At 55.8% G+C, this 25181-nt stretch carries 22 protein-coding genes; 11 read left to right on the forward strand and 11 right to left on the reverse strand.

Going from position 1 to position 25181, the window contains the following annotated elements; translation table 11 throughout:
- Nucleotides 1–921, reverse strand: a complete 921-nt coding sequence (locus tag RB2501_RS10945) for a lysophospholipid acyltransferase family protein (protein WP_041327771.1) — start codon at nt 919–921, stop codon at nt 1–3.
- A 55-nt stretch (nt 922–976) separates the two neighbouring features.
- Between RB2501_RS10945 and RB2501_RS10950 the strand changes: the two genes are divergently transcribed.
- Together RB2501_RS10950 and RB2501_RS10955 are read left to right on the forward strand one after the other, a co-directional pair.
- Nucleotides 977–1624 (forward strand): rhomboid family intramembrane serine protease, encoded by a 648-nt coding sequence (locus tag RB2501_RS10950; protein WP_015754882.1) that lies wholly within the window; start codon nt 977–979, stop codon nt 1622–1624.
- A gap of 109 nt (nt 1625–1733) precedes the next feature.
- Entirely contained in the window at nt 1734–3356 is a 1623-nt protein-coding gene (locus tag RB2501_RS10955; protein WP_015754883.1) for an LVIVD repeat-containing protein, read from the forward strand.
- 14 nt (nt 3357–3370) lie between these two features.
- On the opposite strand, the gene RB2501_RS10960 is transcribed toward RB2501_RS10955, so the two are convergent.
- Both RB2501_RS10960 and RB2501_RS10965 read right to left on the reverse strand, forming a co-directional pair.
- Nucleotides 3371–4480, reverse strand: a complete 1110-nt coding sequence (locus tag RB2501_RS10960) for a TlpA disulfide reductase family protein (protein ID WP_015754884.1) — start codon at nt 4478–4480, stop codon at nt 3371–3373.
- 99 nt (nt 4481–4579) lie between these two features.
- Nucleotides 4580–5074: a hypothetical protein gene (locus RB2501_RS10965; protein ID WP_015754885.1), complete on the reverse strand. Its 495-nt coding sequence runs from the start codon at nt 5072–5074 to the stop codon at nt 4580–4582.
- Between the two features lie 92 nt (nt 5075–5166).
- Here RB2501_RS10965 and RB2501_RS10970 point away from each other — a divergent pair, with 92 nt between their 5' ends.
- Nucleotides 5167–8079 carry an FAD-binding and (Fe-S)-binding domain-containing protein gene (locus RB2501_RS10970; RefSeq protein WP_015754886.1) on the forward strand — a complete coding sequence of 971 codons (2913 nt, stop codon included), beginning with the start codon at nt 5167–5169 and terminating at the stop codon, nt 8077–8079.
- On the opposite strand, the gene RB2501_RS10975 is transcribed toward RB2501_RS10970, so the two are convergent.
- Nucleotides 8068–8931 (reverse strand): UDP-2,3-diacylglucosamine diphosphatase, encoded by an 864-nt coding sequence (locus tag RB2501_RS10975; protein WP_015754887.1) that lies wholly within the window; start codon nt 8929–8931, stop codon nt 8068–8070. The genes RB2501_RS10970 and RB2501_RS10975 overlap by 12 nt on opposite strands.
- A 247-nt stretch (nt 8932–9178) precedes the next feature.
- Between RB2501_RS10975 and aroC the strand changes: the two genes are divergently transcribed.
- The 5 genes from aroC to RB2501_RS11000 all read left to right on the forward strand — a co-directional run bounded on the left by aroC (nt 9179) and on the right by RB2501_RS11000 (nt 14711).
- Entirely contained in the window at nt 9179–10243 is a 1065-nt protein-coding gene (gene aroC, locus RB2501_RS10980; protein WP_015754888.1) for a chorismate synthase, read from the forward strand.
- Between the two features lie 64 nt (nt 10244–10307).
- Nucleotides 10308–11633 carry a dicarboxylate/amino acid:cation symporter gene (locus RB2501_RS10985; RefSeq protein WP_015754889.1) on the forward strand — a complete coding sequence of 442 codons (1326 nt, stop codon included), beginning with the start codon at nt 10308–10310 and terminating at the stop codon, nt 11631–11633.
- A gap of 60 nt (nt 11634–11693) precedes the next feature.
- Nucleotides 11694–12725, forward strand: a complete 1032-nt coding sequence (gshB, locus tag RB2501_RS10990; RefSeq protein ID WP_083760718.1) for a glutathione synthase — start codon at nt 11694–11696, stop codon at nt 12723–12725.
- The gene (locus RB2501_RS10995; RefSeq protein ID WP_015754891.1) at nt 12718–13542 is read left to right on the forward strand and encodes an N-formylglutamate amidohydrolase; all 825 of its coding nucleotides are present in this window, start codon (nt 12718–12720) and stop codon (nt 13540–13542) included. The genes gshB and RB2501_RS10995 overlap by 8 nt, the downstream gene beginning before the upstream one ends.
- Nucleotides 13539–14711, forward strand: a complete 1173-nt coding sequence (locus tag RB2501_RS11000) for a flavohemoglobin expression-modulating QEGLA motif protein (protein ID WP_015754892.1) — start codon at nt 13539–13541, stop codon at nt 14709–14711. The genes RB2501_RS10995 and RB2501_RS11000 overlap by 4 nt, the downstream gene beginning before the upstream one ends.
- Before the next feature lie 34 nt (nt 14712–14745).
- Here RB2501_RS11000 and RB2501_RS11005 read toward each other — a convergent pair whose 3' ends face one another.
- A complete protein-coding gene (locus tag RB2501_RS11005; RefSeq protein WP_015754893.1) occupies nt 14746–15198 on the reverse strand; it encodes a thiol-disulfide oxidoreductase DCC family protein in 453 nt (150 codons plus the stop codon).
- 118 nt (nt 15199–15316) lie between these two features.
- On the reverse strand, nt 15317–17491 hold the full coding sequence (locus RB2501_RS11010; RefSeq protein WP_015754894.1) for an endonuclease MutS2: 2175 nt from the start codon (nt 17489–17491) through the stop codon (nt 15317–15319).
- A gap of 150 nt (nt 17492–17641) precedes the next feature.
- Here RB2501_RS11010 and ung point away from each other — a divergent pair, with 150 nt between their 5' ends.
- The gene (ung, locus tag RB2501_RS11015; protein ID WP_015754895.1) at nt 17642–18307 is read left to right on the forward strand and encodes a uracil-DNA glycosylase; all 666 of its coding nucleotides are present in this window, start codon (nt 17642–17644) and stop codon (nt 18305–18307) included.
- A 72-nt stretch (nt 18308–18379) separates the two neighbouring features.
- Here the strand turns inward: ung and RB2501_RS11020 are convergent, their stop codons facing one another.
- The 5 genes from RB2501_RS11020 to RB2501_RS11040 all read right to left on the reverse strand — a co-directional run bounded on the left by RB2501_RS11020 (nt 18380) and on the right by RB2501_RS11040 (nt 22446).
- Nucleotides 18380–19252, reverse strand: coding sequence for a substrate-binding domain-containing protein (locus RB2501_RS11020; protein ID WP_015754896.1), 873 nt, complete (start codon nt 19250–19252; stop codon nt 18380–18382).
- Nucleotides 19253–19262: 10 nt separating this feature from the next.
- Nucleotides 19263–20129 carry a nucleoside phosphorylase gene (locus RB2501_RS11025; protein WP_015754897.1) on the reverse strand — a complete coding sequence of 289 codons (867 nt, stop codon included), beginning with the start codon at nt 20127–20129 and terminating at the stop codon, nt 19263–19265.
- 1 nt (nt 20130) lies between these two features.
- Entirely contained in the window at nt 20131–21063 is a 933-nt protein-coding gene (locus RB2501_RS11030; RefSeq protein ID WP_015754898.1) for a DUF1835 domain-containing protein, read from the reverse strand.
- An 87-nt stretch (nt 21064–21150) separates the two neighbouring features.
- Nucleotides 21151–21489, reverse strand: a complete 339-nt coding sequence (locus tag RB2501_RS11035; protein WP_015754899.1) for a translation initiation factor — start codon at nt 21487–21489, stop codon at nt 21151–21153.
- A gap of 6 nt (nt 21490–21495) precedes the next feature.
- Nucleotides 21496–22446, reverse strand: a complete 951-nt coding sequence (locus RB2501_RS11040) for an isopenicillin N synthase family dioxygenase (protein ID WP_041327208.1) — start codon at nt 22444–22446, stop codon at nt 21496–21498.
- 94 nt (nt 22447–22540) lie between these two features.
- On the opposite strand from RB2501_RS11040, the gene RB2501_RS11045 reads away from it, so the two are divergent.
- Together RB2501_RS11045 and RB2501_RS11050 are read left to right on the forward strand one after the other, a co-directional pair.
- Complete coding sequence (locus tag RB2501_RS11045; RefSeq protein WP_015754901.1) at nt 22541–24538, forward strand: alpha-ketoacid dehydrogenase subunit alpha/beta; 1998 nt, start codon at nt 22541–22543, stop codon at nt 24536–24538.
- Between the two features lie 159 nt (nt 24539–24697).
- Nucleotides 24698–25180 (forward strand): lipocalin-like domain-containing protein, encoded by a 483-nt coding sequence (locus RB2501_RS11050; RefSeq protein ID WP_041327209.1) that lies wholly within the window; start codon nt 24698–24700, stop codon nt 25178–25180.
- Nucleotide 25181 lies beyond the last annotated feature (1 nt).

The following is a 25181-nucleotide window of genomic DNA, read 5'->3' on the forward strand; positions in this document are numbered from 1 at the left end:
TCAGGAACCCGAGGTCACTTCCTTTGGCCGGGCCGGGAGGTGTTTTGGTCGCTTGTTGCGATGCTTCCACCGCTTGTGGGTCCAGAAATAATATTCGGGGGCTTCAAGGATGGAACGCTCAACCTCCCGGAAAAAGGCATCGGTAATACCGAAGTCCGGCACCGATTGCGGGTCGTCTGACAGCAGGATGATCTCACTCCGGTAAAATCCCCGGCCCGTCTTGCGCACTTTCAGGTATACGGCCGGCAGGTCGTGCTTTTTACAGAGTTCCTCCGCCCCGGTATGCATGGGCACCGTAATTCCCATGAAGTCCCCCCAATGCACCGCCTTTTTGACCATCGGTGACTGGTCGCTGATAAAGCCGATGGTGGCGAGTTCCCGCTGCCGAACAATTTCAGCCACTCCCTTCCGCGTCTCCCGTGTCGGGATCAGGGTGGTACCCCATTTGGCGCGGATCCGGCGGACGAGTTTATCGAAATACGGGTTGCCCAGGGGCTGATACACCCCGTACCCCCGGGAACGGATATGGGAGTCCAGAGACAGGGCCCATTCCCAACTGGCGTAATGGGGCATCAAGAGGATGACGATCCGGTTTTGCCGTTCCAGTTGATGCAGGATTTCCAGGTTGTCGATCTGAAACCTTCTCTGCATTTCCCGTTCGGAAATAGCCAGTGTCTTGATCATTTCCAGGAACATATCGCACATGTGGGCATAGAAACGTCGTTCAATGGTCCGGCGCTCGGATTCCGGCCGGTCCGGGAAAACCAGGGCGAGGTTTGCGCGAACAACCTGCCGGCGGTACCGCACGGCGTGGAACAGGAGGAAGAATACTCCGTCGGATAACAGGTAGAGAAGCGGGAAGGGCAACCGCGCCACCAGCCAGAGTAGGGGGTAGGCCACCAGATAAACGGCTCGTTGCATGATCAGGAATATGGGCAAATATAGCTATATTTGGCCCCAAAAATAAGGGCCCCGCATGAATTTACACCTGGCTACCATCATCCTGATTGCCGCCAATATCCTGGTGAGTATCAAAGGCTTCAACGATTTGCAGTTCTTTGACCGGTATAAGTTCAACATCAGCGCTATACGGGCGGGTCAGCGGGAGCGGACCATTACTTCGGGTTTCCTGCACGTGGATGTGGCCCACCTTTTTGTGAACATGTTCACCCTGTATTTTTTTGCCGATGTGGTTATCGACTGGTTCGGGCCCTCCCGGTTTCTGATCACCTACCTGGTAAGTTTACTGGCCGGGAGCCTGCTGGCCATGTATTTTCACCGGGACGAACCTTTTTACAGCGCCGTGGGCGCCAGCGGTGCGGTGACGGGCGTACTTTACGCGGCCATCCTGCTGGAACCCGAGATGCGCCTTGCCCTGATGTTTATCCCGATCCCGCTCCCTGCCTATATCCTGGGGATAGCCTACCTGTTGTATTCCATCTACGGCATGAAAAGCCGCCTGGGGAATATCGGGCATACGGCGCACTTTGGGGGTGCGGTTGGCGGGTACGTCATTACACTCCTGTTCAAGCCGGATATTATCACAAGCCACCCTACCATGGTCATCCTGCTGGCACTCCCCATCGTTTTGCTCTTTATCCTCCAGAAACTCGGAAAGATTTAGGAATTCCCCTACGGGAATCCCGCCTGACAGCTAAAATCCCCCCTGTTTTATACGATTCCGGTCTTCCCGGCGTTAGGGACATACCCAAAGCCTTAAAAAGACCTACTTTATGAAACATGTGGTATGGGCCATATGCGCCCTTGCACTCCTGGCCGGGTGCAGCGACCAAACGACTATTTATCAGGACAACCTTCAGGACGACCTCGTACTGGAGACCAACCCCAATGCGCTTGCGGCAGCCATCAGCTACAGCCAGGCCGGCGTGCTGGGGATCTATGAAGAAAACAACGCCAGCGGCAAGGCTCCGGATGAGGCCGGGGACTACCCGTTGACGCTTATCGCGTCCGTTTCCCCTCCATCCTACCAGGCCGGGGACAATTTGACCGCTTCCCATGTGGACCTGGATGGCGCGTTTGCGTATGTAGCCTACAACACCGTCGGGGAAACCTATTCGGGTGCTGTGGATGTGGTGAATATCTCCGACCCCCATAACCCGAGGGTAACTGCTCGGCTTTTTTACCTGAACGCCGATATCAATTCCCTGGCGTACGCCAACGGCTATCTCTATATCGTCGGCGGGGTAGATGCCGAAACCTCGGCCACGGCCACAGCCAACTCGTTTGTGGCGCGTATTCCGGCGAGCAACGGGACGCTTTCCACGGATGCCATCACCTATGGCTTCCAACAGGGCTATAACGCCACCGATGTGTTGGTGCTGGCCGACCGGATCCTGGTGAGCAGCGGCAAGGAAGGCAGTATTACAGCCTACAATCCCACCGACCTGACAATCCTGGACGAAGCCTTCGTGGCGGACGCCCGTTCCGTGGCGGCCACGCCTACGGGAATTGCGGTACTGGATGCGGGTACCGGGGTGCGCCTTTGGAATACGGACCTCACGGAAAACTCCGTGGTGGCGGTTACCACAGATTTGGGTGAAGCCACCAAGAAAACACTGACTGTGGGGGACGGGACGCTCCTGGTTGCGGAGGCGGACCGCGGAACCGGCCTGTACGATTTGGGAAGCGGGGAACTTCTGGAATATCTTCCCATCCCGATTCACCCGGACGGGGTGGAAGCCGATGCCGTGGTTACCAATGCAGTGGTATCCAACGAGGCCGTCATATTCATGGCCAACGGGGGTGCCGGTCTCTGCATTTCGGAGGAAGACGCAAACGGCGCCGACCTGGTGGGCATTGTGGAACTGGACGGTTCCGTCAACTATGTGGCTTCCCAGGGCGATTACGCCTTTGCGGCCACCGGGGAAGGCGGGCTGCAGATCATCAAGCTCAACCGGCCCAGCGAGAGCCTGGAAAGCCGGTGTGAGGGACTCGATAAATACCGGGGTTCTTCCAGGATGGAAATCGCTTCGGGTACCTCTGAGGCATACAGCGGGCAAAAACGACTCAATACCATCGATGTCTTCGGGGAACTCCTGCTCTGCGGTTCCTGGACGGTCAATAACGACGTGGAAATTGCGGCAGACGCCTCGATGAGCCTTTACGGCACCCTGGCCGTCGGCAAGTTTTACCGAAAGCGCGATATCACCGTAGGCGAAGGCAGTGTCCTGGTGATTGAAGGGGATGTCACCATCTACGGAGACCTCATCCTGGAAGACGGTGCCAGCGTAGAATTCCTCGGGACCGAATCTGTCCTGGATGTTTTCGGACAGGTTGTTCAGAAGGGCAACGCAACCATTACCGGTACCTTCCGGGATGTGCGCGGGGTATTCTAGGATTTACCGGAGTACTAGGGCAGCAACTCGGCTATTTTCTCTTCGAGTGCGTCTCCCCGGAGGTTTTTGGCTACGATCACCCCGTTTTCATCCAGGATAAAACTGGCCGGGATGGCGCTCACGTTGTAGAGTTCGGCAATTTCATCGAAGTACCGGACGTTAGACACGTGCTGCCAGTCCAGGTTATCATCGGCAATGGCCTGTTTCCAGTCTTCCGCATTGCGGTCCAGGGAAACCCCCAGTACCTTGAAGCCCTTATCCTTGTATTTGTTGTAAACCCGGACGATATTCGGGTTCTCCGCCCTGCAGGGACGACACCAGGCAGCCCAGAAATCCACCAGGGTTACCTTCCCGAGGGCTTCGCTCAGGGCAAGCGGGTCACCGTCCGGGGTCGGGGCGGAAAAAGCGGGCGCTTTTGCCCCGATGGCGGTGCGCTTTGCAGATTCCAGTTTTTCGGATATACCCGATCCGTGCGTGGTTTCCCGGATCTCCTCTGAGAGGGTCCCGTAGAGTTCCTCCACCTCGGCCACGGGAACGGCATTGCTCTGGAGCATCCGGTTTAAGACCAGTGCGGAGATCAGGGCATCCGGGTTTTCTCGAACAAAATCCTTCTCGTACTGCGTCATGCGGTCCAGCAATTCAAAGTATTCGTCCCGCAGCGACTCAATCATCACCGTGTCTTTTTCCATTACCGCTTTACGCATATCCTCATTCATCGAGAGCCGCTGCCGGGATTTTTCCCGTGCGCCCTGTATATAAGCTGCATACGCATCGTTCTGGGGAGTCCCGCTCAGTTCGGCTGCCTGCAGGCTGTCTTTGTGCGCCCGAACATCGATGGTCCCATTCTCGAGGATTAGCGGGATGCCCCCGCGAACCCCTTTGACAAAGAGGTAGTACAATTCCGGTTGATCGGCTGTCCCGGCAAAGGAAAAACGGCCGGCATCCAGGGTAGCCGTATCCACATCCACGGGTTGCATATTTTCATCGCTTTTTCGCAGGATCACCTGGGTTCCGTCTGCGAGGTCTCCCTCCAAACTCCCTTCAATTCGGAAACCTTCCGAGCCCCCGTCATTACAGGCCGCAATGGCCAGTCCACATGCGATAATCAATAGCGTTTTCTTCATTTTTTCACAAATTGAAGCCCAAAGGTAGGCAGTCGGTCAGGAATAAAAAAACCCTTAACAAAAGCTTATGTCAAGGGTTTTCAGGTCGTTGTACGGTTATCAGAATTGGTATCGGATTCCCAGTGCGATATCGAAATCAAAATTATCCGAAAACCCATCGTAGCCCGTCAGCCCGAGTTCCGGCCGGAAATCCAGGGAGAGGAGCAGCGGAATGTCGAAATTGTATTCGATACCGATGTCGCCGGCGGCAAAAAGGAACAGGCCCCCATCGTCATCCACAGGGAAACCCGGATCGAAATCCACGCTCCCAAGGCCCCCGCCAACCCCGTAATACCAGTTGAAGTTGCCATCCAGTATACGTACCCACTGGTAGATGCCGGTGAGTTTAAATGCGTCGAAGTTCCGGGAATCGCGCCATCCCAGATCCACCTCTACCCGGTTGGATCGGGCGATGGATTTCTGGTAGGAGATTTCCGCCCCGAAACCGTCGCTGTCACCCAGCCGCAATCCGAGTGCGTGGTCCGAAATACTCTGGGCACTCAGCCCGGTCGTAAGCAGAACGGAAAAAATCGTTAGAATTCGTAACACTTTCATACAATTCGGTTTTATTTTGCTGCCAAAAATAGGCCATCTCAGGTGGCCTTCCGTTAATAAAAACTTAATTTAGACGTCAAAAATTGCCCGGATTGGAGATTTCTGAACTCAAACAACTTGCGCAGTCGCTCGGAGGGACGCTGCATTGGGACGAACTGCACCAGGCCCTCTATGCAACGGATGCCTCGGTTTACCGCATGAAGCCCCTGGCTATGGCTTTTCCCAGGGATTCCTCGGATATCGCAAAGCTGATCCGTTTTGCCGGGGCCCACGGGGTTGGTTTGATACCCCGGACGGCCGGTACTTCCCTGGCCGGACAATGCGTGGGGCCGGGAATCGTTGTGGACGTATCCCGCCACATGACGGAAATTCTGGAGCTCAATGCGGAAGAGCGCACCGTCCGCGTGCAACCGGGGGTGGTCCGGGACGAACTCAATGACTTCCTGAGGCCCCACGGCCTGTTTTTCGGGCCAAACACCTCTACCTCCAACCGCTGTATGATCGGGGGGATGGTCGGGAATAACTCCAGCGGTACGACCTCCATTCAATATGGCGTGACGCGTGATAAAGTCGTTGCCCTTACCGCACTGTTATCCGATGGGAGCGAAATAGACGTCCGGGATCTCAACCCCCGGGAATTCCACGAGAAAGCCCAGGGCGAAACACTTGAAGCAAATATTTATAAGGAGATACATAAGGAACTATCCAATAAGGAGATACAAAATGAAATAGTTCGAGAATTTCCGCATCCCGACATCCACCGCAGAAATACGGGCTACGCAGTGGACGCGCTGCTGGATACCGCTGTTTTCGGACGGTCCGATGCGCCCTTTAACCTGGCGAAAATCCTCAGCGGCAGCGAGGGGACGCTGGCATTTACCACGGAGATTACCCTCCGGCTGGACCCACTGCCCCCAGGTGTTTCCGCTATGCTTGTGCCGCATTACCGTACGCTCGATGACAGCCTGTCGGACGTGGTGCCGGCCATGACGCACGACCTGCACCTCTGCGAGATGATGGACAAAGTGATCCTGGATTGCACACGGAACAATCGGGAACAAAGCGAAAACCGCTTCTTTGTGGAGGGCGACCCGGCGGCCCTGCTCATGCTCGAAGTGCGGGCCGGGGATGCCGATGCCCTGGAAACGCGGATACGCGCCCTGCAAGAGACCCTGAAAACCGCCGGGAGGGCCTATGCGGTTCCCGTCCTGTACGGGGAAGATATCCGCAAAGCAGTTGATTTGCGCAAGGCGGGGCTTGGGTTGCTGGGAAATATGGTGGGCGACCATAAAGCCGTTGCGTGTATCGAAGACACGGCTGTTGCCCTGCCGGACCTCAGGGATTTTATCGGGGAATTCACGAAAATCATGGAGGGCTACGGGCAACAGGCCGTGTATTACGCCCATGCGGGGGCAGGAGAGCTTCACCTCCGGCCCATCCTGGACCTCAAAAAATCGGCGGACGTGGCCCTTTTTCGCTCAATCACCACAGACGTGGCCCGACTGACCAAAAAGTACCGGGGCTCCTTCAGCGGGGAACACGGTGACGGGATAGTCCGTGCGGAATTTATCCCGATGATGATCGGGGAGGAAAATTACCAGTTGCTGCGGCGAATCAAAACGGCCTTTGACCCAAAAGGCGTTTTCAACCCCGGGAAAATCGTCGACGCGTTTCCTATGGATCGCTCCCTGCGTTACGAGCCGGACCGTGAGGAACCCGAACCCGGTACACTTCTCGATTTTTCGGACAGCCAGGGAATATTACGCGCCGCCGAAAAATGCAATGGCAGCGGGGACTGCAGGAAGTCGCATACGATGGCCGGAGCCATGTGTCCGAGTTACCAGGCCACCCGCCGGGAGTCCGATACAACACGCGGCCGGGCCAATACGCTGCGGGAAATGCTTACCCAATACCCGGGAAACAACGGTTTTAACCGGCCGGAACTCAAGGAAGTGTTTGATCTTTGCCTGAGCTGCAAGGCCTGTGCCCGGGAGTGTCCGAGCAACGTGGATGTGGCCACACTGAAGGCGGAATTCAGCTATCAGTACCAGAAGGCCAACGGCTTTTCGCTCCGCAACCGGCTATTTGCCTACAACACCCGGATAAATGCCCTGAACAGCCGGGTGGCCGGCCTGGCCAATGCCCTGACGGGGAACAATGCCGTGGGCCGGGCTCTAAAGCGCCTTGCGGGGGTGGCCCCGGAGCGGACCCTGCCGCCCGTCGGCCGCGCCGATTTTGACGGCCACCTGCGACGGCTGCAGGCCGAATACCGACCTGAAGGCCGCCCGGTAGCCCTGTACATTGACGAGTTTACCCGTTACCTGGATACGCGGCAGGGGAAAGACGCCGTGGAATTACTGACCCGCCTGGGATACCGGGTAGAACTGTTTTTTGCGGAAAGCGGCCGAACGTTTATCTCCAAGGGGTTTCTGGAACAGGCCCAGCGCCTTGCCCGGAGAAACAGTTCCGCCCTGTCCGCCCTGGCTGAAAAAGGAATTCCGCTATTGGGGCTCGAGCCGTCGGCGATCCTTACCTTCCGGGACGAATACAAGCGTATGGGGCTGCCGCCCGAAACCGCCAGCCGGATAGCGGGGAACGCCTTCCTTATTGAGGAATTCCTGGCGGGCGAGGCTCGGGAAGGCCGCATTGGAAGCGACCGGTTTACCCGGGAATTCCGGGAGGTGAAGATCCACAACCACTGCTACCAGAAAGCGCTTTCGGACCAAAAGATCACCTTCGACATATTGAACCTGCCGGAAAATTACCGGGTGTCCATAATTCCTTCGGGCTGCTGTGGGATGGCGGGCTCATTCGGATACGAAAAAGAGCACTACGGGGTGAGTATGGCAGTGGGCGAGCTGCGGCTTTTCCCGGCTATCCGAAAATCGGAGGATACCGTATTATTGGCGGCCAACGGGACGAGCTGCCGGCATCAGATCTACGACGGAACAGGCCGGCGGGCCGAACATCCGGTAACACTGCTTAAGGAGGCGTTAATCGCCTGAACCGTCTGTGGTTTTCTTGTCTTTATTAGTCTCGGTAATCTCCAGAATACTGGAGATGAGCTGGTTCATGTCCATCCCTTTGAGTTCTTCGTCAGCAAAGAAAGGGAGGAGCTTGTCTTCCTGGTATTTGTAGAGTTTCCAGCGCTTGAAATGGTATTCGAGGGCCGTCAGGCTCTCCACCCAATCCCCGGAATTCAGATAGAGACAATTTCCTTTTGGGGTCTCTCTCCACGCTTTCTTCGGATGGTGGATATGTCCGCATATCACAGTGTCGTAGCGGTTTTCCAGGGCCAGGTCTACGACAGATTTTTCAAAGCGTTCCCGGTGTCCGGCAGCAGCCCGGTTTTGCCCAGCGCGACGTGCCAGGGAATAAGGCCCGCGGCCTGTCAGGCGGCGCACCCGGTTGAAGCCCCGGTTGGCAAGGAACAACAGCCGGTAACCCAATGCGCCCAGGCGGACGACCCACTTGGTTTGCGTACCCGCCAGGTCGCAGATATCTCCGTGAAAGATCCAGGTTTTGCGGCCGTCCAGGTTGAGCAGGAGTTTATCCCGGATCTGCAGGTTCCCCAGGGTGGTCCCGGTAAACTTCCGGAAGACCTGGTCCCGGTTCCCGGTCAGATAATACACAGTGGTACCCGAGGCAGCCAGTCCGAGGATTTTCTTAAGCACCTTGAAGTGGGAGGGAGGGAAGTACGCCTTGTCGAACCGCTCGAAATCGAAAATATCCCCGTTTAAAACCAGGGTTGCCGGGCGAATACTGCTCAGGTAGGCGAGCAGGGAGTCGGCCTGGCATTCCCGGGTCCCCAGGTGGACATCCGAAAGGACTACTATTTGCGGCTTGCGCTTTTTCAATGGAGTTCAGGTATTTGGGGTCAAAATTATGACGTCCGGTATATAAACGGAAATCCCGCAGATGAATTCTTCCCTTCCCCAAGGTTAAGTTTACGTAAGGCAAGCCGCTTTTGAGTTTAAGCGACTATTATTCGATGCCCTTTGGTTCGCAAGGTGTTAAGAAGTAACTTTGGGGCTTGTTAAATCCCGGGAATCCGACGTCCCATTCCATCCGGAATCGGGTGCCCCGCGTCCAAATTACACTACGATGGCAGGAAACAGCTTTGGTACGGTTTTCAGGCTCACCACCTTCGGGGAGTCACACGGTAAAGGATTGGGCGGGGTAATCGACGGTTGCCCGGCCGGTTTGAAGATCGACCTGGAGGCCATCCAGAAAGACCTGGACCGACGCAGGCCCGGGCAGTCCGCCATTGTTACCCAGCGCAAGGAGTCCGACCAGGTGCAGTTTTACTCGGGGATATTCGAGGGGGAAACCACCGGGACCCCCATCGGTTTTCTGATTCCCAATGCCGATCAGAAATCAAAAGATTACAGCCACATCGCCGGTACATACCGGCCCTCCCATGCGGATTATACCTACGATCAGAAATACGGCAAGCGGGATTACCGCGGTGGCGGGCGCAGTTCCGCCCGGGAAACGGTTTGCCGGGTGGTGGCCGGGGCGATTGCCAAACAGCTCCTGGGGGATGTATCGATCCAGGCTTATGTTTCCCAGGTGGGAAACATGGCCCTGGATACCCCGTATGGGGAACTAAACCTGGAGGAGGCCGAAAACAACCCGGTCCGCTGCCCGGATCCGGAAATGGCATCCCAAATGGAAGCGCATATCCGGGAGGTCCGTAAATCCGGGGATACGATAGGCGGGGTGGTCAGTTGCGTCATCCGGGGCGTGCCCGCCGGGTGGGGGGAGCCCGTTTTTGATAAACTACACGCCTGCCTGGGCGGGGCCATGCTTTCGATCAACGCGGTGAAGGGCTTTGAATACGGCAGCGGCTTCCAGGGCGTCACCATGCGGGGCAGCGAGCACAATGACGCCTTTAACCCGGACGGCAGTACCCGGACAAATCACAGCGGGGGTGTACAGGGCGGAATCAGCAACGGCATGGATATCTATTTCCGTGTGGCCTTTAAGCCGGTGGCCACCCTGCTGCAATCCTACGACACCATCGACAAAGAAGGCCGGGAGGTCACCGTCCAGGGGAAGGGAAGGCACGACCCGTGCGTCGTCCCGCGGGCCGTCCCTATTGTGGAGGCCATGGCAGCCCTGGTCCTCGCGGACATGTCGCTGCTGGCCCGGCTCTCCCAAATCTGAAAGCCTGAATTTGGGGGGATTCCCGCATAAATAGTATCTTCCGGGCTCAAACCAAATAACCTATATGAGGAAGCTCGACCTGCACTGGCAAATCCTGATCGGGATGTTGCTGGGTATCGTTTTCGGATTTGTAATGACTTACCCGGACTGGGGGGCCGAATTTGTCCAGGACTGGATCAACCCCTTCGGGACAATATTTGTCAAACTCCTCAAACTCATTGCCATACCGCTGATCCTGGCCTCCCTGGTCAAGGGGATTTCCGACCTGAAGGACATCTCCAGTTTCCGGAATATCGGCCTGCGGACCATCGGGATTTATATCGTGACCACAGTGGTGGCCATCAGTATCGGTCTGATCCTGGTCAATATCATGAAGCCCGGGAACGGCATTTCAGAGGAAACCATCGCCCAGCTCGAGCAAACCTACGCCTCGGATGCCGGGGTTACATCCAAACTGGAGGAAGCGAGCCGGCAGCGGGAGAGCGGACCCCTGCAGTTCCTTGTGGATATGGTGCCCGACAACGCTTTTCAGGCCCTGAGCGACAATGCGCTCATGCTGCAGGTGATTTTCTTTACCATTTTCCTGGGGATCAGTATGCTGCTTATCGGGGAGAAGGATGCCGAGCCATTGAAAAAGTTTTTTGACGCCCTGAACGAAGTGGTCCTCAAAATGGTGGACCTGATCATGCTGACGGCACCAGTAGCCGTCTTTGCGCTCCTTGCCAACGTGGTGGTCTCCTCGGGAGATCCGGATCTGCTCCTGGCACTGCTCAAGTACGCCGGAGTGGTTGTCCTCGGGCTCTTCCTGATGATCGTCTTCTACAGCCTCGTGGTCGCTACCTTTACCCGCTACAACCCATGGACCTTCCTGAAGAAGATCAGCCCCGCCCAATTGCTGGCCTTTTCCACGAGCTCGAGTGCTGCTACCCTGCCGGTTACCATGGAGCGCGTGGAGGAACATATCGGGGTGGATAAGGAGGTCTCGAGTTTTGTGCTGCCCGTAGGTGCCACCATCAACATGGACGGAACCAGCCTGTACCAGGGGGTTGCCGCCGTTTTCATCTCCCAGGCGCTCGGTTTTGAGCTGAGCCTTGCTGGGCAGCTGACCATCATCCTCACCGCATTGCTGGCCTCCATCGGATCCGCCGCCGTGCCTGGCGCCGGGATGGTGATGCTGGTGATTGTCCTGGAGTCCATCAATTTCCCCGCAGACAAACTAGCCATTGGCCTGGCGCTGATATTCGCCGTCGACCGGCCGCTGGACATGCTCCGTACAGTAGTCAACGTTACCGGGGATGCCACGGTTTCCATGATGGTAGCCAAATCGGTGGGGAAACTCGGGAAACCCAAGGTCAAAAACTGGGACGATCACCTGGACGAAGTTCGCTGAGCCACCGGAGTCCGGCCGGTTTCAGTTCTGGCGGAGAATGCTTAACGAAAAATGCGCAATATGAATATCTGTTTCCTGATGTATCCCTGGGAAGAAATCGACCCGGACAACGATACGAGCCTGGCGCTCATCCACGAATGCGTGCGGCGCAACCACGGGGTGGCTGTTTGTACCCCGGCCAACCTCACCATCCGGAACAGCGTCACCAGCGCGTTCTGTACGGTGATCAACCGGATGGAAAAGATACCCGGTAATTTGAAAGCCTTCTACAAGAAGGCGACTACCCGGGAGGAGATGCTTCCTCTGGCCGGATTCGACGTGATATTCATGCGTGCCAACCCACCCCTGGACCCACTCATGCTCAACTTCCTGGACTCGGTAAAGGACGATGTGTTTATCGTCAATTCCCTCCGGGGGTTGCGGGAGGCCAACAACAAGTTGTATACGGCAGCGTTTGGCGATACGCACAGCAACATCATACCCAATACGCACGTATCCAAAAACAAAAATTACCTGATCCGGCAGATCAAAGAATCGGAATCCGACCGGATGATCCTGAAGCCGCTTAACGGATACGGGGGTTCCGGGGTGATTCTCATTGAAAAGTCGGCCATGTCCAATATCAATTCGCTGCTGGATTTCTACATCACCAATTCGGACGGCACTTCAAATTACGTCATCCTCCAGGAGTACATCGAAGGGGCCGACCAGGGGGATATCCGGATCCTGCTTCTCAATGGGGAGCCAATTGGCGCCATGCGCCGCATCCCGGGCTCCGGCGACCACCGTTCGAATGTTTCCGCAGGGGGTTCCGTGGCCAAGCACACGCTGACCAAACAGGAAAAGGCGCTTTGCAAGCAGATTGGCCCAAGGCTGGTCAGCGACGGGCTCTATTTTGTGGGGATCGACGTGATCGGCGGGAAGCTGGTAGAGGTGAATGTGATGTCCCCGGGCGGGATTACCTACATCAACAAGGCTTATAAAACCAAGGTGCAGACCAAGGTTATCGATTTTATTGAAAGCAAGGTGATGGACAAGTTGAAGGCCTTTGACCGCCGTTCCCGCCTGCGTAAAGAGGTTGACGATGCTTAGGCTCCCGGTGGCGGAGATGCTCCGCCGCATTGAACGGGGAGAACCCTTTGAAGCCGTAGCCGATGACTATTCCTTCAGGCTGAAAATCGAAGAGTACGCCCCCCTGGTGTGCGGGGCTGTCCACGACGGGCACCAGTTCCGCAAAGCACTATGGGGTATCTGCACGCATACGGAATACGAGCGATGGTATGAGGAGGACCCCTGTACCCGGGACATGGTAGCCGACCACCCGATAGTCCTGGCGGGCTGTGACAGCCGGTTTGAATACGACCTGAACCGCCCGCCGGAGTCTGCTATTTACGAGGACGCCTGGGGCAAACCCCTGTGGAAGCGACCCCTTCCCGGGAGGGAGCATCAGCTCAGCCTGGGAAAACATCAGGCCTTTTACCAGGTAGTCCATGCCCTGGTCGGCAAGCTCGAGTCCCTGCACGGCGCCGTTCTGGTCATCGACATGCACAGCTATAATTACCGTCGCTGGCAGCGGGAGGTACCCACCTGGAACCTGGGGACTCGCAATATCGACAATGCGCGTTTTGGACACCTGGCCGAGGCCTGGCGGGCAAAACTGGCGGATATCGTATTGCCCCACGCAATCCCCTCCACCGCCCGGATCAACGATACCTTTCAGGGCAACGGATACTTTCTGAAATTCATCACCCGAAACTTCGGAAACACCCTGGTGCTCGCCACCGAGATCGCCAAGGTGTATTGCGACGAGACAAGCGGCATCCTCTATCCGGAAGTCGTGGCGGCTGTACGCCGGCAATTGAAAGAATTAATACCTTTGCAGCTCGCCGCATTCCGAAAATCCCTATGACCGAACCCCGAATACACCCCGACCTGCAGCACCAGTACGCCCGGGTCCTGGAAATCGATACCCACCTGGACCGCCTGGTAAAGCGCATCGAATTGCTGCAGTACGTCAACCCGCTGAATACGGAAAAGGAAAAACACCGGTTTTTCGCATCGAAATTTACGGAGGAGCCGCAATTTAAGTATCCCAAACTCAAGTTCGACCCCTATAAGTTGCACCGTCTCTTTTTTTCCCATCGGCTGGATCGCATTGAGGACCCCGTGATCCGGGACATGTATAAGGAGGTCATCTACTTTTACGCGAATATGGTGCAGTGTATCGAAACGATCGGGCACGGAAAACGGTTCTACTACAATTCCCTGAGAGTCTACGGCACGCCGACGGAGAAAGACGTGGAAAACGCCCGGTTTATCCTGCATTTTGAAGACGAACCCGCTTTCGGGAACATGGAAAAACGGCACAGCCCGGAAGCGGCCCGGGCCTACTTTGAGAAATTCGCAAAGCAATACGATTTTCCTCTGGACATCCGGTTCTCGACGCATATTGCGGCGGAGGCCATGGTGAGCAATAGCAGCCGCAGCCTGCTTATCAAGCGGAACGCCCGGTTCAGCGATAACCAGTTGCTCACCCTGGCACACCATGAAATTGGGGTGCACCTGGTCACAACTTTCAACGGGCTGGCGCAACCCCTGAAAATATTTTCCAATGGATTGCCCAAAAACGTGGAGACCCAGGAAGGCCTGGCCGTTTTCAGCGAATACATGGGCGGCGCCCTTACTTTAAAAAGACTTAAAGAGATATCATACAGGGTATTAGCATCTGATAGTTTAAGTAAAGGTTACAGCTTTGCAGATACCTTCGATCTGATCCACAACCAGTATAAGCTGGACCGGGATGCGGCATTTACGATTACGCTGAGGGCGCATCGGGGGGGTGGTTTCACCAAAGACCGGCTCTACCTGAGTGGGTTGCGCAAGATCTATAAGCGCTATTTGCGGGAGGAATCCATGGACCGGATGCTCACCGGCAAGGTTGCCCTGGATTTCGAAAAGCAGATTGCCTACCTGCAGGACATCGGCCTGGCCGTGAAAGGGCCGCACGACTGCCTGAGTTTTCGGGATAAGCGCAATACCAATCCCACACTGGACTTTATCCTTAACAACCTGAAATAACGGGGCATTGGGCTGTTAAGGCCCGATGCATCCATTAATCCAGGAACTTTTCCTTTATTTCCGGGGTGGGCAGCATGCAATCCTGCCGTTTGCCGAACCAGCCGTACCGGTTGCGAGCCACCAGGTCGTAAACCCAGTCGCGAACCGCACGCGGGATCCAGCCGGTGAGGAACGGCAGCCAGCGGTACCCCTTCAGGTCCCTTGCAATTTCCAGAGCGGCGTCGGATTTGATGTAATAGGCTACCCCGGGGTCGATCAGGATGATGGAGTCTACCTGTTCCGTGTCAATGCCCCTTTCCCGGGTCAGTTCCCGGGCTGTTGGCCCCTGCAACGGCGCCATCAGGAAAACATCTTGCCTGTCTCGCTGGATGATGCGCTGGACTGCAGCGTTGCAAAGGTTGCAAACACCGTCGAACAGGATGATTTTTTTGCCTTCAGGGAAATCCATGTCGCGAAGATACGTCGGGGTTTGCGATTTCTGCTGCATGGAATTTGCGGAGGGCTAAATTATCTTGAATGAGGGGCGGGGAGGGGTACCCCTAATAGGATAAATCGCCGCTTTATATCCACAGATTAAATGAAGCTACCCGGCTGCATATGCAGTATCACCCCTTCTTGCCTTTTTCCACCAATTCCAACTGGTCCACACTCACATTGGTGGTAAATATGCCGTAGTTGACAATCGCTTTGTCCTTCTCGATGCTGTCAATACTGCCCACGGATTTGCCGTCTTGCAGCCGCACCCTGTCGCCCACCTTCAGCACGGGCTTCGGCCGGGACTTTTTGCGCTTTTCTTCCTGTTTCTTTTTCGCAGCCTTTTGGCTTCGTATCTCCTTTATCTCCTTCTTAATCTGTTGGTTGGCCTGCTCTTTCTTTTTGATCTCGGCCCGGGATTCAGCCGATGGCTTTTTGCGCTTGCTGTTCTCGGTTTCCACGATGCGCAAGAGCTCAGAGATAAGCGGGCGCTTCTTTTTCTCCCGGAAATACCGTTCGGCCGCCTTGTCCACCCGGGTGCCCAGGTGGATCATCCGCTGGTGGTAATCATAAAGCTCCTGGTAGCTGCTGAGTTTTTCCTTCAATTTGCTGTTCAGGGTCTCCAACTTTTCGGCCTCCTCCCGCGCTTTGCTCTCTTCTTCCTGAAGCCGGTCCCCGGTCTTAGCCATTTTGCTGCGTTCCTTCTGGAGTTTGGCGATACTCTCGTCGAATCGCACCTTGCCCCGGGATACTTTCTTTTTGGCTTTGTTGATCAGGCTGAAAGGGATGCCGTTTTTCTGGGCTACTTCAAACGTGAAGGAGCTCCCCGGCTGGCCCACCTCCAGGCTGAATACCGGCTCAAGGGTTTTTCGGTCAAAGAGCATGTTTGCATTGCTGGCATGGGGCAATTCCCCCGCCAATGCCTTTAAATTGGCGTAGTGCGTGGTGATCACGCCAAAAGAGCCCCGTTCGTAGAAGGTTTCCAGGAAGGTTTCCGCCAGGGCGCCGCCGAGTTCCGGGTCGCTGCCCGTGCCGAACTCATCGATCAGGAAAAGGGTTTCCGCATTGCATTTTCGCAGGAAGCGGTTCATGTTTTTCAACCGGTAGGAATACGTGCTCAGGTGGTTTTCGATAGACTGGTTGTCGCCGATATCGGTGAGCACCTGATCGTAGAGCCGGCAGGAACTTCGCTCGTGGACGGGGATAAGCAGGCCGCTTTGCAGCATCACCTGCAGGAGTCCGATGGTTTTCAGGGTGATACTCTTCCCGCCTGCATTCGGCCCGGAAATTACGATAATCCGGTTCTCCGGGTGCATCCCGATGGTCTGGGGCCAGGTTTTCAGGCCCTGTTTCCGGTTGCTGAGCAGGAGCAACGGGTGGTAGGCATCGCGGAGGTAGTGCTTCCGATCCGAATTGATCTCCGGGAGGATCCCCCCGTAAGATGCCGCATAACGTGCCTTAGCTGCCGTCAGATCGATTTCCGTCATGACATCCTGGTAGGTGGCCAGATCCGGAATAAAAGGCCTTAAATCGGCTCCCAGGGCCCGGAGGATTTTGTGGATTTCATCCTTTTCGTCGAGTTCCAGCAATTGGAGTTCCCGGTTATGCCGTTCGGTAGCCTCCGGTTCGACATAGACAATACTGCCGGTCTTGGAAGTGCCAAGCACATTGCCCTTTACCTTGCGACGGTACATCGCTTTCACCGCGAGTACCCGCCGGTTCTCGACCACCGACTCCCGAATTTCGTCCAGGTAATCCGCTTGCTGGTAGCGCGACAGGGCGGAATTGAAACTCTTGTTGATTCCGGCCCGCGCCTGTTCCATTTTCCGGCGGATCTCCCGCAGATTGTCCGAGGCGTCGTCGCGGATTTCCCCGAAACGGTCAATCACCCCGCCGATTCGCTCCGGGATTATCGCGTGGAATTCCGCCCGGGCAACCCATTGGTTCAGATACGGATAATAGTCTGCAAACTTTTTAAAAAACCGCTGGTGGTCCCGTATCAAACCAGCCAAATCGGACATATGCCGGAAAGCCTCGATGGGCAGCAAACTGTTTTCCACCTTGAGCATCCCCAGGAAGGAGTCTACCGGTTCAAACCCGTGATTCGGGATCTGGTTGTCGTTTTCAAACGACGCCAGGTATTCCGAGGCGCGAGCCAGGCTATCCTGCAGGAGCCCGGCATCGCGGAAAGGGGTAACCGACCGGGCCGCCTGCCTGCCGGGGCCCGTATGGCAGAATGCCTCGAGTTGTTTCCGGATTTCCGGGAATTCCAGGTCTTCAAGCGTTTTTGCAGTGATTTTCTTCATCGTAACAGGCAACCTGGCAAAGGTAGTCAATGCCGGTAAAAAGCGGAATGGCGAATTGCTGAAAAGGACGGCGCGCCCGCCCGTCTTCCGCCGGGTATTTTGTACCTTCGCCGAATAGCCCCGTCTCCCTGAAAAACCAACTGATTCCTCATGGAAGTACGCATAAACCCGGCCTGGAAACCGCTTTTGCAACCGGAATTTGAGAAACCCTATTTCCGGAAACTCACCGATTTTGTCCGTCGGGAATACAACGAGCACACTTGTTACCCGAAAGGGGCGGAGATCTTTGCAGCCTTCTCCCACTGCGATCCCGATGCTGTCAAAGTGGTTGTCATCGGTCAGGACCCCTATCACGGACCGGGGCAGGCCAACGGGCTGTGCTTCTCAGTTCGCGAGGGACTAAGCCATCCGCCTTCTTTGGTGAATATATTCCGGGAAATTGAGCGGGATCTCGGGCAGCCCTGCCCGCAGAGCGGGGATCTTGGCCGGTGGGCCCGACAGGGGGTGTTGTTGCTCAACGCCACCTTGACCGTTCGCGCCCACAAGGCGGGAAGCCACCAGAAACAGGGCTGGGAAATTTTCACCGATGCGGTAATCACTAGGCTTTCGGAAGATCGCGACAGCCTGGTGTTCCTGCTCTGGGGCGGATTTGCCAAGCGCAAGGCACCCCTGATCGACGCGGCGAAACACCATATCCTGACCTCGGGCCACCCGTCCCCGCTGAGTGCCAATCGGGGGCTGTGGTTTGGCAACGGCCACTTCAGAAAAACAAATGAATTGCTGGAAGCGGGGGGGAGGAGCCCAATCGAATGGTGATTGGAGGCTCCTGCACGAGCAGGCCGCCTTTACGGGCGTGCATCCCGGGAAAATTCCCCGCCTAGAAAGGGTTTATTTGGGATTCCCGGAGGTGGGCTCCCATAAGAAATCCTCCTTCCTGATATTGTTGGACAATAAGTTTAATTCAAATAATGTATTGATTACATTATCAAGAACATGTACTTCAACCTGTTGCTGACTCCACTCGGTGATTTTTAGCCAGGAACGTATATCCTCCAATTTCTGATCATACCGGAGCGCCAGGGTCTGGTCGATATCCGGGATGGCTTTGAAGCGAGAGGTGTAGCTATTGATGACCTGCAGCAGGGTTTGCAGGACCCCGGGCTTTGAACGCGCATATTCGCCTCGGGCAACCAAAACAAAACAAGGCCATGGGGTTGGGCAGACCCCGACCCGCCGGAACACATCGGAATCGACCAGGGCCTGGGTGGTAAACCGTTCCCACATAAAATAATCGGCTTCTCCCGCAGACAGGGCGCTAACTGCCCCGTCCAGGGTATCGACCACCTCAAAACCCATGGATTGCGTATCCCAGCCCATGTTCCCGGCAAGGACATAAGCCATCAGGTGGCTGCCACTTCCGTACCGGCTGATGGCCGCCCGGCCGTTTTGAAGCTCTCCGACCTCCTGGAAATCGCTTTTACTGCCCACATGGATGCCCCATTGCAGCGGAGATCCCACATATTCCTGGACAATGACGGCATCCAGCCCCCCGGAAGCCGCTTTGACAAATCCTTCAGTGAGTATCAGGGCGAGATCTGTCTCCCCTGCTTCGAGCATGGCGCACATGCGCCCGGTTCCCTGGGGCACATCCGTCCATTCGAGGTGGATGCCCTGTCGGGCAAAGGCGCCGTCCTGAAGTGCGAGGTGCCAGGGCAGGTTGAAATGTTCCGGGACTCCGGCTATTCGTGCCATATTTTCCATAGAATTCAATTTATACCAGGATTTCCAAAGTGCGGGTGATCAACCGGTCGATAGTCCGTGACGGGTCTTCGGAAAACTCCCCGTTTGCCCGGTTGGCCAGGATAGCGCTCAGGGAGGCGGCCTGGTGGCCCAGCAAGCCGGCCAGCCCGAGGATGCCAGCTGTTTCCATCTCCATATTGGTAATCCGGAGGTCCCCAAACCGGAACTCAGCCATCCGGGCCAACCAGTCCGGTTGTTGAAGGGGCAGGCGCAACCTGCGGCCCTGGGGGGCGTAAAACCCCGGGTTGGTAGCCGTCATCCCGCGGATGACTTCCGACGTACTCAATAAATCCGTAAGCCCGGGATCGGGGGTCACCACGTAGGGCACCGCTTTCATAACAGACCATTGCATCGCCTCCAGAAAGCGGTACTGGATATCTGCCCGTTGCAGGTGCTCGCTGTCATAGTAGTGCAACAAGCCGTCAAACCCGATGGCATACTCGCTGATTACGAAGGAATCCACGGGAATATCCTTTTGCAGCGCCCCGGAGGTACCGATACGGACCAGGCGAAGGCGGGTTGTCGCCGCCCTGGGTTGCCGGGTCTCAAAGTCAATGTTGAAAAGCGCGTCGATTTCGTTCAGGACAATATCGATATTATCCGTTCCGATGCCCGTGGAAACGACACTCAGGCGCTGTTTGCCCAACGTGCCCGTGTGCGTGGTGAATTCGCGCTTGGACACGGAGAATTCAACGGAATCAAAATGGCGTGAGACCTGAGGGACCCGTTCGGGATCGCCCACCAGGATGATGGTTTCGGCGAGATCCCCCGGCCGTAGATTGAGGTGGTAGACGGAGCGATCCGCATTCAAAATGAGTTCGGAGGGCTCCAGGGACATATCAGAGCTTTAGGATGCGCCCGGAATCCGAATTGTAAAGGAAGTTGTATTTCAGGGCGCCGCCCAGGTAGGCATCACTATCGCGGATCATCGAGTAATAACTCGTTTTCCGGTCCAGGATGTCCTTGCCGGTTTTATTGAGCCGCGCAGGGCTGATAGAGGAAAAGAGCGGCTTGAGACTGGATAGGATGCGTTCGTATTGAGAATCGCCGAAACCATACCACCCCTGGTTGGTCAGCAGGGACTTCATCAGGGCTTTCTTGCTTTTCGGTTTCTCCTCGGCAACTACCTGGAGGACCCGGTTTTCCAACTCGTTAAGCCCGTTGCTGATGGTCGGGAAGCGCTTGAGGTGGACCAGGATGCTGTTTTCCAGGTAATCAAATTTGTAATTCTCAAAATCCGTCAGGTTTTCCAGCCGGATCGGGTTGTCGCTGCAGTAGAGTTGCCACACGTAGTCCGCGTATTCAATATCGTCCTGTGAGAGTTCTACCCGTTTGTCGAAGAGTTTGTGGATTTGTTCCTCGCTCAATTCGGAAAGGCCGTGGTACTTGCCGTCGGATTCCTGGTCGCCGCTGCAGGCCAGCGTGATCCGGGCGTGACGCCGGTGCGTTTTCAGCCAGCTGATGACCGCCAGCATGTTGATCTGGCAAAAAAGGTCGTATTCAAACCACAAAATAATCTCGTCCTGCTGTTTGTGGTTGCAGAGCGAGCGGTATTCCTTCAGCGTTTTTTCGATGAACCAGGATTTGCTGACGTTGTAGTTCTTGTGGAGGAATTCAAACCGGGTTTTCCAAAAGGCTTCGCTGCCCACATTGGTCTCCGTCTTCCCCTCGCACAGCATCTCCCGCCAGGTGATAATGTCGCCCTTCAACTTCAGTTCTTGTAATCGCTGGGTGAAATTATCCCCGTTGGTAATGTGCAATTGGGAACTCATTTTCGGACTGTTTTGGTTGCGGTTCTATCGAGTAAATGTAATACTTCGTCGATAAAAAGCAAAACTAATTAACAGATACCCGGCGGATTATCCGCCTACCCGCTTTACGTTAAAACCTTTGCTTTTAAGAAGTTGCATAATCTGGTCCCGGCAGTCGCCCTGTATGAGGATGCGGTCGTCCTTGTAGGAGCCTCCAACCCCCAGGTGCTTCTTGATTTCCCGGGTAAGGGAAGCGAAATCCGAATCGGCACCCGTATAGCCCTCAAGGACCGTTACCGGCTTGCCGCGGCGCTTCTCGTAAATACAGCGGATGGGGTCTTCCTGCAGCCAAACGGGGTTTGGGTCGGGATTCCCCGAATCGGATTCCGATTCCGGTTCCGGTTCGTGGTCGGGAAACAGGTTTTTCAGTTGATCTCGCAGGTCCATGTGCAGCTATTTTTTCACCAAGCCGAGCTCCACCAGCCGTTCGTGCAGGAATTCCCCCGCGGTGATGTCCTCAAAGCGTTTCGGGTTTTCCTCGTCGATGCAGTGCTCCAGGCAATCCAGGGGCATCGTGCTGATGGGGTGCATAAAAAACGGGATGGAATAGCGGGAAGTACCCCAGAGTTCCCGGGGCGGGTTGACCACCCGGTGGATCGTCGATTTCAGCCGGTTATTCGTCAGGCGCGATAGCATATCGCCCACATTGATCATCAGCTGGTCCGGGGCGGCAATTGCGTCGATCCATTCGCCCTTGTGGTTTTGTACCTGCAGGCCCTTGCCGTGCGCGCCCATGAGCAGGGTGATCAGGTTGATATCTCCGTGGGCCGCTGCCCGGACGGCATCTTTGGGTTCCTCCGTGATGGGCGGGTAGTGGATGGGCCTCAGGATGGAATTCCCGTTGTGGATGAATTCGTCAAAATAATTCTCGGGCAATTCCAGGCGGAGCGCAAGGGCCCGTAAAACATACTGCGCGGTTTTCTCAAGCATCTTGTAGGCTTCCCGGCCCACTTTGTTAAACTCCGGCAATTCTTCAACCAAGACATTATCCGGGTATTCCGCTTCGAGCTCCGGGTCGTCCTCCACGTATTGCCCAAAATGCCAGAATTCTTTCAGGTCGCCCGCTTTTCGCCCCTTGGCGTGCTCTTTTCCAAAGGAGGTATACCCCCGCTGGCCTCCTATGCCCTCAATTTCGTATTTGGCCTTGACCTCCTGGGGCAGGTTGAAGAAATTCTTCACCTGACTGTAGAGCTCCTCCACGAGCTCTTCCGAGAGGAAATGCCCGCTAAGCGCTACAAAGCCAATGTCTTCAAATGCCCCGCCGAGCTGTTCGACGAAGGCGTTTTTGCGCTGGGGGTCCCCGGAGATGAAGTCGCGCAGGTCGGCACTGGGAATCTGGTTCATAGGCTGCGTTTTTACTGGCCCAAAGTTAATAAAATAATAGGCCATCCTGCCGGCGAATATGTAGATTTGTGGGTAAATACCCATTGCATACCCTATGGAAAAGACCCCGCTTGCTTTCGACTACGAAACCTTCCAAGTGCCCCGCGAGATGCAGCTCAGACTCTACCGGGAAATGTTGCGCCCCCGGCTGATTGAGGAAAAGATGTTGATCCTGCTGCGTCAGGGGAAGATTTCGAAATGGTTTAGCGGCATCGGGCAGGAGGCCATTGCAGTGGGTGTGGCGGCCAGCCTGAAGCCCGAGGAATTCATCCTTCCCATGCACCGGAACCTGGGGGCGTTTACCTTCAGGGACGTACCCCTGAACCGGTTGTTTGCCCAATGGCAGGGCAAGGCTAACGGATTTACCAAGGGCAGGGACCGGAGTTTCCATTTTGGGAGTATGGAGCATCGGATTGTCGGCATGATCTCCCACCTGGGCCCGCAACTGGGGGTGGCCGACGGGATTGCCCTGTCGGACCTTTTACAGGGGCGCAGTCGGGTGACGGCTGTGTTTACGGGGGAAGGAGCCACCAGCGAGGGGGATTTTCACGAAGCCCTGAATATTGCGTCGGTATGGGGGTTGCCGGTGCTGTTCTGCATAGAAAACAACGGGTACGGGCTGTCCACCCCCGTTTCCGAGCAGTATAATTGCGAAAACCTGGCCGACCGGGGCGCCGGCTACGGGATGGAATCGCATATTCTGGACGGCAACAACATCCAGGAGGTTTACGCGAGAATCAGCGAACTATGCGCCAGTATGCGGAAGGAACCCCGTCCGGTCCTGGTGGAGTTTAAAACTTTCCGGATGCGCGGACACGAGGAAGCCAGCGGCACGCGCTACGTCCCGGAGGAGATGATGGAGCATTGGGGGAAACGGGACCCGCTGGAAAACTACGCGGCCTTCCTTCGGGAGTCCGGGGTCCTCAGCGAAGTTCGCGAGGTGCGGATTAAAAAGGAAATTCAGGAGGAGATTGATAACGCTTTGGACGAGGCATTTGCAGAACCCGCTGTTGAATTCAATGAAAGTATTGAGTTAAATGATGTGTTTAAACCATTTGTATTTAAACAAGTTGAAAAAGGATTAAATGCAAATAATATCCGCTTGGTAGATGCCGTCTCTCAGGGACTCAGGCAGAGTATGCAGCGGCACGACAACCTGGTGCTCCTTGGGCAGGACATTGCGGAATACGGTGGAGTCTTTAAAGTGACGGAAGGGTTTGCGGAGGAGTTTGGGACAGACCGGGTCCGGAACACACCCATTTGCGAATCGGGTATCGTCTCCACGGCCATGGGGCTCTCCCTGGGGGGTATGAAAGCGGTGGTCGAGATGCAGTTCTCGGATTTTGTCACGTCGGGGTTCAACCCGATTGTCAATTACCTGGCCAAGGTGCATTACCGTTGGGGGGAGCCGGCAGATGTGGTGATCCGGATGCCCTGCGGTGCCGGAGTGGGGGCGGGTCCGTTTCACTCCCAGACCAACGAGGCCTGGTTTACCAAAGTCCCCGGCCTTAAAGTTGCTTATCCGGCATTCCCGGCCGACGCCAAGGGATTGCTCGCCACGGCCATCGAGGACCCGAATCCGGTGTTGTTCTTTGAGCACAAGGGTCTCTACCGGTCGCTATACGGGGATGTGCCCCAGGATTACTTCACCATACCTTTCGGGCAGGCAGCGCGTTTACGGGAAGGGGAGGGCCTGAGCGTAATCACCTACGGCGCCGGGGTGCACTGGGCTATCGAAGCCCTGGATGCGCTGGGGGTCACCGATGCCGACCTAATTGACCTGCGGACGCTCTGCCCGCTGGACACCGGGACGGTATTTGAATCCGTCCGCCGGACCGGGAAGGTCTTGCTCCTGCAGGAGGACACGCTCTTTGGCGGTGTATGTTCGGACCTTGCCGCCATGATAGGCGAACATTGCTTTGAATACCTGGACGCGCCGGTTCGCCGGGTGGCTTCCCTGGAAACCCCCGTGCCTTTTGCCCGTAACCTGGAAGCGGGTTTCCTGCCAAAAAAGCGGTTACGCCGGGCCCTGGAAGAACTGATTGCTTACTGAGGCGGGGTAACCGGCGGCACGCTTCCCCCTTTACGATTTTAGCGGGGACACAATTCTGCGGATCGGGCAAAGTTTCTACCGGGATTTCGCGCATCTTTCGATATAGGCAACGTCCGGAAACGGGCTTAGACCGTATATATTCGAACAAAACAATCATTTATGAAACGCATACTCCCAATGATACTCCTGGTGGCAATGGGGATCCAATCCTGCTCCGTTTCCAAAGCCGTACGGGAAAAACGCAACATGATAAGCGGTACGTGGACCCTCACGGATATCGTTTACGCCAATAACGAAGGGACATTTAAGGCAACCCTGTTTGACGATGCCGATGCCATATGCTATGAAGGCAGCGAATGGTATTTCCGCGACAACAACAGCACGGGGCGCTATACCATTGAGTCCGGCAGTCTCTGCAATGGGGGCGACCGGTTTTTCCGTTGGTCTGTCATTGAGCAACCTGAAAGCTACAACCCGACCTTCCAGTTCAAATTCATCGACGAAAACCGAAAGGACATCTCGGGCGGCTACGGGTACCGGCTGACAATCGAAAACCTGACGGCCACCGAAATGCAAATGCGCTCCAATGTCCGGGTAGACGGCCAGCCTGTGAGCGTTGTATATCAATTTATCAAAAAATAAT

It is taken from the genome of Robiginitalea biformata HTCC2501 (assembly GCF_000024125.1).
GTDB lineage: Bacteria > Bacteroidota > Bacteroidia > Flavobacteriales > Flavobacteriaceae > Robiginitalea > Robiginitalea biformata.

Excerpts from the sequence above, each read along its gene's own strand:
- RB2501_RS10945 (WP_041327771.1), bottom strand. The coding sequence starts at position 921 with ATGCAACGAGCCGTTTATCTGGTGGCCTACCCCCTACTCTGGCTGGTG.
- RB2501_RS10950 (WP_015754882.1), top strand. The coding sequence starts at position 977 with ATGAATTTACACCTGGCTACCATCATCCTGATTGCCGCCAATATCCTG.
- RB2501_RS10955 (WP_015754883.1), top strand. The coding sequence starts at position 1,734 with ATGAAACATGTGGTATGGGCCATATGCGCCCTTGCACTCCTGGCCGGG.
- RB2501_RS10960 (WP_015754884.1), bottom strand. The coding sequence starts at position 4,480 with ATGAAGAAAACGCTATTGATTATCGCATGTGGACTGGCCATTGCGGCC.
- RB2501_RS10965 (WP_015754885.1), bottom strand. The coding sequence starts at position 5,074 with ATGAAAGTGTTACGAATTCTAACGATTTTTTCCGTTCTGCTTACGACC.
- aroC (WP_015754888.1), top strand. The coding sequence starts at position 9,179 with ATGGCAGGAAACAGCTTTGGTACGGTTTTCAGGCTCACCACCTTCGGG.
- RB2501_RS10985 (WP_015754889.1), top strand. The coding sequence starts at position 10,308 with ATGAGGAAGCTCGACCTGCACTGGCAAATCCTGATCGGGATGTTGCTG.
- gshB (WP_083760718.1), top strand. The coding sequence starts at position 11,694 with ATGAATATCTGTTTCCTGATGTATCCCTGGGAAGAAATCGACCCGGAC.
- RB2501_RS10995 (WP_015754891.1), top strand. The coding sequence starts at position 12,718 with ATGCTTAGGCTCCCGGTGGCGGAGATGCTCCGCCGCATTGAACGGGGA.
- RB2501_RS11000 (WP_015754892.1), top strand. The coding sequence starts at position 13,539 with ATGACCGAACCCCGAATACACCCCGACCTGCAGCACCAGTACGCCCGG.
- RB2501_RS11005 (WP_015754893.1), bottom strand. The coding sequence starts at position 15,198 with ATGCAGCAGAAATCGCAAACCCCGACGTATCTTCGCGACATGGATTTC.
- RB2501_RS11010 (WP_015754894.1), bottom strand. The coding sequence starts at position 17,491 with ATGAAGAAAATCACTGCAAAAACGCTTGAAGACCTGGAATTCCCGGAA.
- ung (WP_015754895.1), top strand. The coding sequence starts at position 17,642 with ATGGAAGTACGCATAAACCCGGCCTGGAAACCGCTTTTGCAACCGGAA.
- RB2501_RS11020 (WP_015754896.1), bottom strand. The coding sequence starts at position 19,252 with ATGGAAAATATGGCACGAATAGCCGGAGTCCCGGAACATTTCAACCTG.
- RB2501_RS11025 (WP_015754897.1), bottom strand. The coding sequence starts at position 20,129 with ATGTCCCTGGAGCCCTCCGAACTCATTTTGAATGCGGATCGCTCCGTC.
- RB2501_RS11030 (WP_015754898.1), bottom strand. The coding sequence starts at position 21,063 with ATGAGTTCCCAATTGCACATTACCAACGGGGATAATTTCACCCAGCGA.
- RB2501_RS11035 (WP_015754899.1), bottom strand. The coding sequence starts at position 21,489 with ATGGACCTGCGAGATCAACTGAAAAACCTGTTTCCCGACCACGAACCG.
- RB2501_RS11040 (WP_041327208.1), bottom strand. The coding sequence starts at position 22,446 with ATGAACCAGATTCCCAGTGCCGACCTGCGCGACTTCATCTCCGGGGAC.
- RB2501_RS11045 (WP_015754901.1), top strand. The coding sequence starts at position 22,541 with ATGGAAAAGACCCCGCTTGCTTTCGACTACGAAACCTTCCAAGTGCCC.
- RB2501_RS11050 (WP_041327209.1), top strand. The coding sequence starts at position 24,698 with ATGAAACGCATACTCCCAATGATACTCCTGGTGGCAATGGGGATCCAA.